This is a genomic window from Sorangium sp. So ce302, assembly GCF_051530145.1.
Classification (GTDB): Bacteria; Myxococcota_A; Polyangia; order Polyangiales; family Polyangiaceae; genus Sorangium; species Sorangium cellulosum_B.
In genome coordinates this window covers 4,164,749-4,178,147 of the sequence record NZ_CP150326.1, presented here as the reverse complement: position 1 = coordinate 4,178,147, position 13,399 = coordinate 4,164,749, and the positions used below count along the sequence as shown (strand labels likewise).

At 72.3% G+C, this 13,399-nt stretch carries 10 protein-coding genes; 7 read left to right on the top strand and 3 right to left on the bottom strand.

What is annotated here, in order from left to right; all coding sequences use genetic code 11:
* Nucleotides 1-5 precede the first annotated feature (5 nt).
* The 4 genes from hisA to WME73_RS15925 are packed head-to-tail and all read left to right on the top strand — an operon-like array spanning nt 6 to nt 3,618.
* Nucleotides 6-731, top strand: a complete 726-nt coding sequence (hisA, locus tag WME73_RS15940) for a 1-(5-phosphoribosyl)-5-[(5-phosphoribosylamino)methylideneamino]imidazole-4-carboxamide isomerase (RefSeq protein ID WP_437916262.1) — start codon at nt 6-8, stop codon at nt 729-731.
* Between the two features lie 37 nt (nt 732-768).
* A complete protein-coding gene (locus WME73_RS15935) occupies nt 769-2,457 on the top strand; it encodes a tetratricopeptide repeat protein (protein ID WP_437916261.1) in 1,689 nt (562 codons plus the stop codon).
* Nucleotides 2,447-3,103 carry a CDP-diacylglycerol--glycerol-3-phosphate 3-phosphatidyltransferase gene (gene pgsA / locus WME73_RS15930; protein ID WP_437746308.1) on the top strand — a complete coding sequence of 219 codons (657 nt, stop codon included), beginning with the start codon at nt 2,447-2,449 and terminating at the stop codon, nt 3,101-3,103. Before WME73_RS15935 ends, pgsA begins: the two co-directional genes overlap by 11 nt.
* A 44-nt stretch (nt 3,104-3,147) precedes the next feature.
* Nucleotides 3,148-3,618 carry a hypothetical protein gene (locus WME73_RS15925; protein WP_437916260.1) on the top strand — a complete coding sequence of 157 codons (471 nt, stop codon included), beginning with the start codon at nt 3,148-3,150 and terminating at the stop codon, nt 3,616-3,618.
* 238 nt (nt 3,619-3,856) lie between these two features.
* On the opposite strand, the gene WME73_RS15920 is transcribed toward WME73_RS15925, so the two are convergent.
* The gene (locus WME73_RS15920; RefSeq protein WP_437916259.1) at nt 3,857-6,070 is read right to left on the bottom strand and encodes an MYXO-CTERM sorting domain-containing protein; all 2,214 of its coding nucleotides are present in this window, start codon (nt 6,068-6,070) and stop codon (nt 3,857-3,859) included.
* A gap of 418 nt (nt 6,071-6,488) precedes the next feature.
* Between WME73_RS15920 and epmA the strand changes: the two genes are divergently transcribed.
* The 3 genes from epmA (at nt 6,489) to WME73_RS15905 (ending at nt 8,682) form a co-directional block, all read left to right on the top strand.
* Nucleotides 6,489-7,676 (top strand): EF-P lysine aminoacylase EpmA, encoded by a 1,188-nt coding sequence (gene epmA / locus WME73_RS15915; RefSeq protein ID WP_437916258.1) that lies wholly within the window; start codon nt 6,489-6,491, stop codon nt 7,674-7,676.
* Entirely contained in the window at nt 7,673-8,224 is a 552-nt protein-coding gene (locus tag WME73_RS15910; RefSeq protein WP_437916257.1) for a hypothetical protein, read from the top strand. Before epmA ends, WME73_RS15910 begins: the two co-directional genes overlap by 4 nt.
* Before the next feature lie 65 nt (nt 8,225-8,289).
* Complete coding sequence (locus tag WME73_RS15905; protein ID WP_437916256.1) at nt 8,290-8,682, top strand: DUF423 domain-containing protein; 393 nt, start codon at nt 8,290-8,292, stop codon at nt 8,680-8,682.
* Between the two features lie 27 nt (nt 8,683-8,709).
* Here the strand turns inward: WME73_RS15905 and WME73_RS15900 are convergent, their stop codons facing one another.
* Nucleotides 8,710-12,012 (bottom strand): efflux RND transporter permease subunit, encoded by a 3,303-nt coding sequence (locus tag WME73_RS15900; protein WP_437916255.1) that lies wholly within the window; start codon nt 12,010-12,012, stop codon nt 8,710-8,712.
* A gap of 1 nt (nt 12,013) precedes the next feature.
* Nucleotides 12,014-13,282, bottom strand: coding sequence for an efflux RND transporter periplasmic adaptor subunit (locus WME73_RS15895; RefSeq protein ID WP_437916254.1), 1,269 nt, complete (start codon nt 13,280-13,282; stop codon nt 12,014-12,016).
* Nucleotides 13,283-13,399: the final 117 nt, after the last annotated feature.

The following is a 13,399-nucleotide window of genomic DNA, read 5'->3' as shown; positions in this document are numbered from 1 at the left end:
GCCGCGTGCAGCTCATCCCCGCCATCGATCTCCTCGGAGGCCAGGCCGTGCGCCTCCATCAAGGGCGCTACGATCAGGTCACCGTCTACGACCAGGACCCGGCGGCGCTCGCCGCTCGCCTCCGCCGTGCCTGCGATCGGCTGCACGTGGTCGACCTGGAAGGGGCCCGCGCCGGCCTGCCCGTCCAGGCCGACGCCGTCCGCGCCGTCATCGCGGCCTTCGGCGCGGAGGGCGGCAGCGTGCAGGTGGGGGGCGGCATCCGCTCCGCCGCCGCGGCCGAGAGTTACCTCGCGCTGGGCGCCGATCGCATCGTGCTCGGGACCGCCGCGGTGAACGCTCCCGCGCTCGTACGCGACCTCGCCGGCCGCTTCCCGGGGCGCGTCGTGGTCGCCGTGGACGCCAAGGACGGGCGCGTGGCCGTGCAGGGCTGGGAGCAGGTCTCCTCCGTCACCGCCCTCGACGTCGCCCGCGCGCTCGCCGGCGCCCCCGTCGCGGCGCTCCTCTACACCGACGTCTCCCGCGACGGCACGCAGGTCGGCCCCAACCTGGAAGCCACCCGCGAGCTCGCCGCCTCGTGCGGCTTCCCCGTCCTGGCCTCCGGCGGAGTCGGATCGCTCGCTCACCTGCGCGCGCTCGCGCAGATCCCCGGCGTCAGCGGCGTCATCGTGGGCCGCGCGCTCTACGAGGGGGCCTTCACGCTCGCCGAGGCGATCGAGGCGGCGAGCGCCTGACGGCGTGTGTGCGTTTTCGTGTACGATCCCCCCGACAATGCACGAGCGCGACGACCCACGGCCCTCCACACGCGAAGTCGCGGCGGAGGAGTTCCTGTTCCACCTGCACCGGGGCAGCGAGCTCCTGCAGGACAACCGGGTCCACGCCGCGAAGGCGGAGCTCGAGCGCGCGCTGTCGCTCCAGCCGAGCGATCCCAAGGGGCAGGACCTGCTCGGGATCGTCTACTTCCGGCTGGGGCTCTACCCGCGGGCGATCGCGATCTATGAGCGGCTGATCCAGGCCCATCCGGAGGCGGTCGAGCCGCGCATCAACCTCGCGCTCTCGTACCTCAAGACCGGGCAGCCGGCGCAGGCGCGGTCCGAGCTCGAGAAGGCGCTCGAGCAGAACCCGAAGCACCAGCGCGCGTGGGGCTACCTGGGGCTCGCGTTCCAGCGCATGGGCGACTACGAGCGCGCGAGCCACGCGTTCGCGGCGGGCGGCCACGACGCGATGGCGCGCCGCCTTCTCGACATGACGGGCAGCACCACGGGCCGCTACTCGATGGAGCCGCCCGACACCGAGGATCAGCCGCCGGTCGAGGCCAAGGCCGAGGTGCAGCGCGCCGCAGGCGAGGCGGTGCAGGCGCTCGATCGCGCCGGCGCGGGCTTCCGGCACGACTCGGATCTGCCGCGCATCCCGTCAGGGACATGGTCGGCCATCGAGCCTGGCCGCGAGATGATGCCGACCATCCCGGCGCCGCCGTCGTTCAAGAGCCTCGGGGCGGACGGCCGCGCGGGAGGCCCGACGAACCCGCTCGGCGCGGGCAAGGCTCCCGGCCCGAGGGTCGGCGCGGCGCCGACGGTCCCGTCGATGCCGGCGGTGCAGGCGCCGCCGGGAGGGAGCGTGGCCCCGACCGTGCGCCGCAGCACGGTGGCGCCCGAGGAGCCCTCCGCGACGGGCCGCTTCGCGATCGCCGTCCCCGCGGCGGCGGACGCGGCGGCGGCGAGCAAGAAGGCGGCGGGGCGGCCGTCGTCGTCCTCGCTGCCGCCTCCCACGGCGGCGCCCGCCGCGACGCCGCCGGCCGCGACGCCGCCGGCCGCGACGCCGCCGCTGGAGACGCTCTCGGCGCTCGCGCGCGAGCGGCTGCTCGTCTTCCCGCGCGAGGCCGCTGTCACGCGGCACCCGACCGGCGTCGTGCTCGTGCAGTCGACGAAGGGCTTCGTCGCCCGGCTCGACGCGCTGCGCACCATGAGCGTGCACTCCGGGACCGCCACGCACGTGCTGAAGCGGCAGGCGCGCGGGCGCATCTTCGACGAGCCGCTCGGCGGGCCGAGCACGCCCTTCATCGAGATCGGCGGGCGCTGCGAGCTCGTGCTCGGCGCGCCGGAGGGGCGGCGGCTTCACCCGGTGACGCTCGGGGAAGAGTCCATCTACCTGCGCGAGGACGTCCTCGTCGGCTTCGATCTGCCGATCGGCTACGAGAACGGCCGCCTGCCGGCCGGCGAGGGCGAGGCGGTCGCGATGGTGCAGCTCCGCGGCCGCGGCCACATGGTCCTGTCGGTGCCCGAGCGCGCCGCCGCGCTGGAGATCACCCCGTCGCGGCCGACGTCGACGCGCGCGACCGCGGTGCTCGGGTGGATGGGCCGGCTCCTGCCGCGCACGCTGCCCGCCTCCGAGGCGCCTGGAGGGATGCAGGGCTTCGTGACGTTCGGCGGAGAGGGGATGGTCCTCGTCGATGGTCGCTAGCGCTGGCACGTCCTTGCGGGGCACCAAGGCGCAGCGGCGGCGCACGCTCTGGGAAGACGCGCGGAACCTCCCGAACCTGCTCACGTTCGCCCGGGTCCTCATGATCCCGGCCGTCCTCGTGCTCCTGTCGAGGGGCGCGCCGCGGGACTGCTTCTGGGCCGCGGGCGTCTACTCGCTCGCGGCGATCACCGACATGCTCGACGGCTACCTGGCGCGGCGGCAGGGCCTCGTGAGCGTGCTCGGCAAGTTCCTCGATCCGCTCGCCGACAAGCTCATCGTCGCCGCCACGCTCGTGTGGCTCGTGCCGATGGGCCGGATCCCGGCGTGGGCGGTGGTGCTGCTCATCTCGCGCGAGATCACGATCACGGCGCTCCGCTCCATCGCCTCGACCGAGGGGCTCGTCATCGCGGCGGGCGACGGCGGGAAGATCAAGACAGCGCTGCAGATGATCGGGATCGTCTGCTTGATCCTCGGCTACCCGTACCACATCCACCTCGGCGTCGACTTCGGAGAGGTCGACGTGGTGCACGTCGGACGGCTGCTCATCTATCTATCGCTCGTCTTCTCGATCACGAGCGCCGCGCAGTACATGGGCCTGTTCATCGACGCCATCGACGCCAAGAACCGGCCGGCCCCTCCGCAGTAGATGGGCAATAGGCAAGCCCGCCTGGTTCTGCTAGACCAGCGCGCGTGAAAGCCCCGAAGACATCGCGCAACGCCTTGCGCCCCGCGCTCCTCCTGGCCGCGCTCGCCGCGGCGATCGTCGCCTCAGCCGCGAGCTGCAGCCGGCAGCAAGAGGGCGAGCCCTGCGAGATCGCGAACGGCAACGATGACTGCGCCGATGGCCTCGAGTGCATGGGCATCGGTCAGCAGCAGCAACAACACCGTTGCTGCAGGCCGAATGCGATCACGCAGGTCTGCGATCCCAACCAGGATCCGACGACGAGCGGCACGACCAGCGCGAGCGGCACGGGCGGCGGCGGTGGCGACGGCGGCAACGGGACGGCCGGGGGCGGCGGTACTGGCGAGGGCGGAAGCGGGGGCGGTACGGGCGGCGCCGGTGGTACGGGCGGCGCGGGTGGTACCGGCGGCGCGGGTGGTACCGGCGGCGCGGGTGGTGCCGGCGGCGCGGGTGGCACCGGCGGCGCGGGCGGACGCTAGCGCAGCGAAGGCGGCCCCCGCCTCACACGGCCGCAAGGGAGGGCAGGCGCCGGGTAGGGGTCGACTTTGCCCAGAGAGAGTCCACATGAAGGCGGGAAGGCGGGAAGATCATTAAGGTTTTCTTCCCGCCTTCCCGCCTTCATGTTCAAATTTGACCACTACCAGGCGCCACGGCGGCGCGCGTCGATGCGCCGCCCGCCGCGTGACGCCGGCGGCCTCAGGCCGTCAGGCCCTCACTTCAGCCCAGCGCGCGACGCGCCCGCGCACGCCGCCTCAGCACGGCAGTCCCGGCGAGCGCGACCCCGGCGAGCGCCGTCCACGGCGCGACGGGCGCGCTCGGCTCGGCGGCGCGGCAAGCGCACCCCACGACCGTCTCCGGTTCGGGATCCTCGATCGGATCGGTCGGATCCGGCGTCGCTCCACCCGTGGAGCCGGCGGGCTCCGGCTCGACGGGCTCCGTCGGATCGACCGGCGGCTCCAGCCCGAGATCTTCGCTCTCCACCGTCACGGACGAGGACGGGCAGTTCTTATGGCCGATCACCAGGTAGTACGTCTGCGTGGGATCGAACGGCGGATCGGAGGTCTCGTCGATGACGATCTCGCCGTCCGTCTCCGTGATCCCCTCGACGCTGTAATCGTAATTCGTGGCCTCCGGCAGCAGCTCGCCCAGCGTGAAGCCGACGTGCCGGCCGGTCCTCACGTAGATGCTCCACTCGACGTCGTTGCCGCGGTCGGGATCGAGCTCCACGGTGAAGCGGACGCCCTTCGCGGCCCGATCCGGCTTGCTCTTGAAGTGAAAGAGGCTCTGCAGGCTGAGCTGCGAGCGGTAATCCGCGCACGACGCCCCCGAGCCGAAGACCAGCGAGTCGATCCCGAACATGTTCGTCGTCTGCGACTTGCCCCCGCTCAGATCGAGCACCTCCTCGCAGTCGTCGAGGCCCCGGCTCTCGATCAGCGCGTCGACGGCGCCGGCGTCCGCCTCCGTGAGCTCGCCGGCGGTCACCAGCTTGCCGGTCGCCCGCTTCAGCGCCTTGGCGAAATCGCCGAACGAGGCGTTGGGGGTCAGCAGCGTCACCGTGCCCCAGACGAGCTTGTCGCCCACCTTGGCCCCGAATTTCTCGCGCAAGGACCACGCGAGGCTGCCGATCAGCTCGCCGTCCTCGTGCACCTCGCCCACCAGATCGCCGGGGCACGTCTTGGTGTCCTTCGCGAGGTCGCGCGCCATGCCGAAGGGCGCCAGCGTCGCCTCGCCGAGCGTGGAGTCGCCGTTCACGGTGCAGGCGAAATAGTCCGCGATGCCCTCATCGATGCTGCCGGCCCAGGGGGAGAGCCCGTATTCGTTGATCGCGAACTGGCCTCCATTGTAGCCGACCGCGTTGGCGGAGACGTAATGGGTGAACTCGTGGAGGAACACGTCGGAGTCGTCCGAGAAATCGAAGAACGAGCCCTGGCCGATGGCGATGAGGTTCGGCGCGCGGAAGGGCTCGCCCACGCCCTCTCCCGAGAAGAACGCGTTGTCCATCGGCCGGCCCGCCTCCAGCATGTTGGCGACCGCGACGAGCTTCCAGCCAGGCGCCCCCATGTCGATCTGGTGGGTCGACACGAAGTAATCGCGCATCCGGGTGAGGTGGTAATAGATGCCGACCTGCGCGAACTGGTCGTGCGCATCCTCCGCGCTCGTGGGCGGATCGTAGAGGAAGTCCTCCCCTGTGTTCGGCTCGACGCTCTGCTCCAGGGTGAGCGGGACGCCGGCGGTGAGGTCGCCGTCCACGTAATTCACCACCTTGAAGTTGCCGTTCCAGCCGCTCAAGGTCTGGGGATCCGCCGCGTCGAGGCTGCTGAGCTCGAGATCCTGGACCTCGGGCGTGACCGCCGAGCTGATGGGGTAAACGCGCCCTCGCGCGTGCACGGCCAGCGAGCGCCTGTGGACGAGCTTGCCAGTGTGCGCGTCGACGAGGTAGCGCTCCCCGCCGCGATCCGACCGGACATCGACGACCCAGACGAGCTTGCCGCCCGTCTCCGCCTCGGGGAACACCGCGAGCGCCGCGTTCGGCCGCTCCGCGAGCGTCATTCCGTAGGTCGCCTCGACCGCGCGCCGCGCGGCCTCTTCCCCGTGAGTCGGCGTCGTCGCGACCGACAGGTCCCGCGCCACGTCGAGCACCACGACCTCCGCGCGGTTCTCCCGGGTGAGATCGATCGCCACCGCGGCGCCGAGCACGGGCAGTCCGGCGTGGACCTGCGCAAACCGGACAGTGCGGTGATCGCCATCCACGAGCTCGCTCTGGTAACGCAGCGAGACGCCCTGGAGGCGGAGGTCTGAAGCGGCGTGCTTCAGCGCCGCCTCCGCCGCGCCCCGCGCGCCATCCGTGCCGCGGAAGGACAGCGCCGTTGCTGGCGAGCCCTTCGGTAGCGTGTGCCACTCCGACGCGGCGGCGGGCCCCGCAGAGGCCAAGGCTGCGAGTGCGGTCAACGGAAGCAAGAGCGGCAGTCGTCTCATGGGTTCATCTCTCCGGCTGGATTTCTGCTGGCTTTCTGCAAGCAGCGCTCGCGTGAGGCGCGGCAGGGCCGGACCGACGAGCGCGACCAACGTAACGAGTTGCGTTGGCTCATCAAGGAGAAGCGACGCGGCGTCCTCGCGGAAAATCAAGGAGTTGTGGCCGCGATTGCCTCGTTACGTGACCTCCCTGGTCAACCTGCGTGGTATGTCTCCGGCACCTTCAACGCAGGCTGCCGTGGCTCTCTCTGAAACAAACACCTCCATTGGATTCCCGGCGACGTTCGCCCCGAGCGACATCGTCTCCGCCTGTTCCCCGCGCCCCTCCGGTCCCTCCGGTGCGCCGCTGCCCAGCAGGGTTCGCGTCGGCGGCCGCGTGCTCGAGGTCGCGGAGGGCGCGGTCGTCCTCGGCGACGCGTTCGGCGCGCTGCGCGTCGCGCTCGAGGGCGCGCTCGCGCCGCCGCTCGAGGTCGGCGATCTCGCGATCGTCGAGGGCGCGCCGGCACCGACGCCGACCGACTGCGCGCTCGCGTCCGCGCGGCTCGTCGAGCGGATCACGCCCCGGAGGCCGCCGCGGGCGCGCGCGGGCGCCGCGGCGCCGCCGTCGAGCGAGACGGAGCGCGCGATCCATCGCGGGCGCGGCGCGGCGCTCGCGCAGCGCGCGGCGGCGCTCGCCGCGGTGCGGGCGCTGTTCGCCGAGCGCGGCTTCCTCGAGGTGGAGACGCCGAGCATGGTCCCCTCCCCCGGGCTCGATCTGCACCTCGACGCGTTCGCGGTGCAGGCGGCGCGCCCGACGTTCCTGATCACGAGCCCGGAGTACCAGATGAAGCGGCTGCTCTCGGGGGGCGTCCCGCGCTGCTTCCAGCTCGCGCGCTGCTTCCGGCGCGGAGAGCTCGGGGACAGGCACAACCCGGAGTTCACGATGCTCGAATGGTACCGCGCCTTCGCCGGCGTGGACGAGGTGATGGCCGACACCGAGGCGATCGTGCAGCGCGTCGCGGGCGCGCTCGGCGCGGATGGCACGATCTCGACGTCCGGCAAGCAGGTACGTTTGGAGCCGCCGTTCCCGCGGATCTCGATCGGCGAGGCGTTCGCGCGCTGGGCGGGCGTGCCCGCGGACGACGCGATCGCGCTCGCGTCGAGCGACGAGGAGCGGTTCTTCCGCCTGCTCGTGGACGCGGTGGAGCCGGCGATCGCCGCGCTGCCCCACCCCGTGTTCCTGGTCGATTTCCCCGCGCCGTTCGCGTCGCTCGCGCGGCTCAAGCCGAGCGATCCGCGGGTCTGCGAGCGGTTCGAGCTGTATGTCGCGGGCGTCGAGCTCTGCAACGGCTTCGGCGAGCTGACCGACCCGGTCGAGCAGCGCGCGCGGCTCCTCGCCGATCAGGCCGCGCGGGCCGCCCAGGGCAAGCCGGTTTATCCGATCGACGAGCGCTTCCTCGACGCGCTCGAGGAGGGGATGCCACCCGCGGCGGGCAACGCGCTCGGGGTCGATCGCCTCGTCGCGCTGTGCCTCGGCGCCGCGTCGATCGGCGACGTCCTCGCGTTCCCTCACGGCTGGCTGTGACCGGCGCGGAGGTCCCCGACGGCGACACGCGCCTCACACCGGAGGTCCTGTCGCAGCTTGCCCGCAAGTACCTCACGCTCGCGGAGCTCCGGCGCGCGCGGGCGGCCGGGGAGCCGATCCCGGGCAAGGAGGTGTTCCGCGCGCTCGCGGGGGAGTTCCCCGGCGCGCTGAACGAGCTCGACAACCTGCCCTTCGACGAGATCGAGCGGCGCCGCGACGCGCTCTCACGGGCCCTCGCCGGGGGCCCGGAGGAGCGCTGGATGGCCTGGATGCACGGCTATCACGCGCTGATGCGGGCGGCGCTCTACGTGAAGATCCGCGTCGCGCGTCGTGAGGAGCTGTCCGACGTCGCCGCGGCGGCGCTCGCGGAGCGGGCGGCGAGGCACGCCGGCACCCCCGTCGACGTCGCGTTCGTGATCGCGGTCAAGGCGCCGCCGGACGGCCGGCTGAACCGCCTCGTCCTCGGCCGGCTCGCGACGACGTTCGGCGCGTCGATGGCGGAGATCCGGGGGACGATCTTCCCACGGCGGCGGGCGGAGGGAGGCTGAAGCGCGGCGCCCCCAGCCGAGCGCCCCCGTGACGCGCTCCGGCCATCGGCTAAGCTCCGCGCCCGATGGAACGTCTCTTCTTCCTGCTCTCGGGCGTTTACGGGTTCCTCGCGGTGGCGCTCGGCGCCTTCGGCGCCCACGGGCTCAAGGCGACGCTCGACGCGGAGCCGGACGGCGCGCTGCGCCTCTCCTGGTGGCAAACGGGCGCCCAGTACCACCTCGCCCACGCGCTCGCGCTGGCGCTCGCCGCCCACCTCGCCGCGCGCACCGGCGGCGTCGCGGCGACGGTCGCCGGCCTCTGCTTCGCGGGCGGCGTGCTCTTCTTCTCTGGCAGCCTCTACGTGATGACCGTGACCGGCGTCCGCGTCCTCGGCATGGTCACGCCGCTCGGCGGGCTGCTCCTGCTCGCGGGCTGGGGCGCGGTGGCCGTGGCCGCGCTCGGGCTCGCGAAGGGCTGAGGCGCCCGGCAGCGGGCGCCGCCGCGCCTACGTCGTCCTGCGCGCGAAGAGCCGGCCGAACCGCGCCGACGCGCGCTCGCGGAGGGATGCCATGCGGGACCGCACCCGCCCCCAGCGCTCGCTGCGCGCGAGATCGTCGAGCAGCGAGTACGAGACCGGCGTGACGATCAGGGTGAGCAGCAGGCTCAGGGACTGGCCGCCGATGACCACCACGGCGATGGTCTGGCGCTCCTCGGCCCCGGGCCCCGTGCCCAGCCAGAGCGGGAGCATGCCCGCGACCAGGGCCAGCGTGGTCATCAGGATGGGCCGCAGCCGATCGCGGTTCGCCTGGAGGATCGCCTCCTCGCGCGGCACGCCCTCGCTCCGGAGCTTGTTCATGTGATCGACCTGGAGGATCGAGTTCTTCTTCACCACGCCGAACAGCACGAGGAAGCCGAGCGCAGAGTACAGGTTCAGCGTGTTCCCGGTCGCCCACAGGCTGAGCAGCGCGAACGGCACCGACAGCGGCAGCGAGAGCAGGATCGTCACCGGGTGCACAAGGCTCTCGAACTGCGACGCCAGGATCATGTACATGAGCACGATCGACAGGAGGAACGCCCAGATGAACTCGCCGAACGTGCGCTCGAGCTCCGCGCCGCGGCCGCGCACGCTGGTCGTGTACGCCGCGGGCATGTCCATCTCCCGGGCGGCGCCGCGCAGCGCCTCCAGCCTGTCGGCGAGCGCGTAGCCGGGGGCGACGCCGGCGCGCAGGCTCGACACCCGCTGGCGATCGAGCCGGTCGATGCGCGACGGGCTCCTCGCCTCCTCGATGCGCACCAGGTTGTCGAGGCGCACAAGGTCGCCCCGGAGCAGCGGCGTCCCGGCCGAGGGCGCCGTCGCGCCGCCGGCGCCGCCCGGCGACGGCGCGGCCGGCGAGCGCGCCGTCCGGGGCACGTACAGGCGGCGGACGGCCGCCACCCGATCGCGATCCTCCTCGATGAGGCGCAGCTGCACGTCGTAGTTCTCGTTCTCGGCCTCGTCCCGGAAGCGCGAGACCGCCTGATCTCCGCCCACCATCAGGCGCAGCGCGGTCGCGATGTCCTGCGTCCGGACCCCGAGCTGCGCCGCGCGATCGCGCTCGATGAGCACCCGGAGCTCCGGCCGGTCGATCTTCAGCGTCACGTCGGCGTCCACGATGCCGCCGAGCTGCGCGGAGCGGTCGCGGAGCTCGTTCGCGTAACGCTCGAGCTGCTCGATGTCGGGGCCCTGGATCGCGAAGTCGATCTCGAAGTTCCCGCCGCCGATGTTGAACGACGGCACGTTGCGCACCGAGATCCGGAGATCGGAGTACTTGCGCAGCTTGCGCCGCACCTCCTGCATCACGTCCTTCTGCGAGTAGTTGTCCTTGAAGGCGCGCCATGGATGGCCGGAGAACGTCTCCCGGAGCAGCCGTGTCAGGGAGAACGTGCGCTCGTCGTGCGGGGCGATCCGCACGAAGGCCTCGCCCGCGCTGACGCCGCCCACGAAGCCGCCGCCCGCGGTGGCGAGCACGCTCCGCACCCCGCGCACCCCGCGGACGTCGTCGCCGATCTGCCGCATCACGTCGTCCATCGCGCCGATGCTCGCGCTGAGCGGGGCCGTGACGCGGATCTCGAACTGCGCGTCGTCCGCGCCCGAGGGGATGTACTCCTGCTTCACGAGCCCGTAGAGCGGCACGGCCGACGCCATCACCAGCGCGCCCGAGACGGCGACGAGCGCCCGGTGCCGCATCGCGAACGCGAGGGCGCGCGTGTACCTGGCCTCGAGCCTCCCGTAGAAGCCCTCCCGCGTCGCCGCCTCGCCCCCGTCGCCCGGCCCGTGCGCGCGGGCGCCCTCCTCGCGGAGCAGGCGCGCGCTCATCATCGGGGTCAGCGTGAAGCTGACGAGCAGGCTCACGAGGATCGCGACCGTGGCCGTGATCCCGAACTGGAACAGGAACCGCCCCGAGATCGACGACATGAACGAGACGGGGACGAAGATGACGACGAGCGACAGCGTCGTCGCGAGCACGGCCAGCCCGATCTCCTGCGTCGCGGCCCTGGCCGCCTCGAAGGAGTCCATCTTCTTCTCCTCGACGAAGCGGAAGATGTTCTCGAGGACGACGATGGCGTCGTCGATGACGATGCCCACCATCAGCACGAGCGCCAGCATCGTCACGCTGTTCAGCGTGAAGTCGAGCAGCCACATCATGCCGAACGTCGCGACGACCGACGTCGGGATGGCGACGCCCGCGATGATCGTGGACCGCCACGACCGCATGAAGAGCAGGACGACCGCGCACGCGAGGATGCTGCCGAGGACGAGGTGCACGTTGATCTCGTGCAGCGCCGTGTAGATGTAGCCCGACTGATCGCGGATCACCTCGATCCGCACGTCCTCGGGCATCTGCTCGGAGAGCTTCGCCAGGTTGGCCTTCACGGCCTCGATCACCGCGACGGTGTTGGCGCCCGACTGCCGCACGACGTCGAGGACGACGGTGGGCTTGCCGTCGAGGCGGGCCAGCGAGCGCTGCTCGTAGGTGCCGTCCTCGGCGCGGCCGATGTCGCGCACCCGGACGGGCCGCCCGTCGACGGTGGCGACGACCAGATCGTTGAACGCGCCCGCGTCCTCGATGCGGCCCATCGTGCGCAGCGTCCGCTCCTCCTCCTTCCCCGTGACGTTCCCCGCGGGGATGTTCGCGTTCTGCTGCACGATCGCGTCGCGGACGGCGGTGATCGGCAGGCCGTACGCGGCGAGGCGGTCGGCGTTCAGCCAGATCTTGATGGCGCGCTGCTGCCCCCCCACGACGCGCACCTCGCCGACGCCCGACGACCGCTCGAGCTGCACCCGCACGAGCTTGTCGGCCACCTCGGTGAGCTCCCGGATCGAGCGATCGGCCGAGAGGGCGATCGACATGACCGGGGTCGAGTCGTTGTCCTGCTTCGCGATGACGGGCGGATCGGTGCCCACCGGGAGGCGGCGCAGCGCCGCCTGCACGCGATCGCGGACGTCCTGCGCCGCCGAGTCGATGTCCCGGTCGAGGTTGAACGTGGCGACGACGACGGAGGTGCCGCTCGTCGAGATCGAGCGGAGCTCGGCGATCCCCTCGACGGTGTTGACCGCCGCCTCGATCTCCTCGGAGATCTCCGACTCGACGTCCTCCGGCGCGCCGCCGGGGAGCGTGGTGCGGACCGAGACCGTCGGCAGGTCCACGGCGGGGAAGCGATCCACGCCCAGCTTGAAGTACGCCACGGCGCCGACCACCACGAGGGCGAGCGTCAGCATGGCGGCGAACACGGGCCGCTGGATGCAGATCCTGGCGAGCGCTTGCACCCTAGCCCCCTTCCACCACGCGCACCGGCTGCCCCTGCTGGAGCGACCCGGGCCGGGCGACCACGGACTCTCCCACCGCGACGCCGGACACGATCTCGACCCGATCCCCCGACGTCTTTCCGGTGGTGACCTGCTTCTCCTTCGCCTTGCCGTCCTCGACCGTGATGACCTTCGCGAGGCCGGCGAACCGGACGACGGCGGTCGCCGGCACGGTCGGCATCGGCCTCGAGCTCACGACGATCTGCGCGCTGACGAGGCTTCCCGGCCGCAGGTGGCCGGGGTTCTTGATGTCGCTCTCCACGAGCAGGGTGCGGCTCTGCGGGTCGAGCGCGGGCGCGAGGCGCGCGACCGTCCCCGGATAGGTGGCGCTGTCTCCCTGGAGGGTCACGCGCACGGGCTGGCCCGCGCGCACGCTGGCCGCCTCGAGCTCGGGGATGGCCACGCGCAGCCGCAGCGGGTCGATCCGGACGACGTCCACGATCGACGCCCCCGCGGCGAGGTACTGGCCGACGTTCGCTCTCCGCACCTGGACGACGCCATCGAGCGGCGACCGCACCAGGGTGTCGGCGAGCTGCTGCCGCGCCATGCGCAGCTCGGAGCGCCGCTGGCGGACGGCGGCCTCGCGGATGCGCACCTCCTCCCGCGCCGACTGCACGGCGGTCTCCGCGCGGACCGCCGCCGCCTCGGCCGCGTCGAGGTCCATGCCCGACATCAGCCCTTCCCTGGCGAGCCCCCGCGCCCGGACCTGGTTGGCCTGCGCTTCCTTGAACGTCGCGAGGGCCTGCCTCACCACCGCCGTGCCCTCGATATCGAGCTCGCTGTCAGGCCCGTCCGGGGGCAAACCGAGCTGGGCGCGGCTCTGCGCCAGCGCGGCCGTGGCCTGCTCGATGCGCAGCTCGTAGTCCCGCGCCTCCAGCTGAGCGATGACCTGATCTCGCTGGACCGGGCTCGCCAGGTCGACCGAGATCGAGGCGAGGCGCCCGGCCACCTTGGCCCCGAGCGTCACCTGCTCGTCGGCGTCGAGGGTCCCCGAGATGTCGACGGCCTGCTCCATGACGAGCTCCGTCACGGGGGCGAGCGTCACCTCCTTGACGCTGGCCGCAGGCTTCTCCGCCTTCGCGCCGCCGGGCTGGGACGCTCCCTGATTGCACGCGAGGCACTGCAGAGCGGCCGCGAACGCGACCGCCGATGTCCAGAGCACCCTTGGCGGGCCGGAGGCGCGGTGACGGGAGTTTTCGGGCTGGCGAAGCTCGGGAAGGACAGTCCACATGGCGGCGGCCTCAGATGACCAGGAACGCCCCCCCGAGCGCGTGTTCGCCGCAGGATATTGACGGCATCAGGGTTGGAGCGCAACGTGCGCGCGGGCACGCCGCAGCGGTGTCCGCTT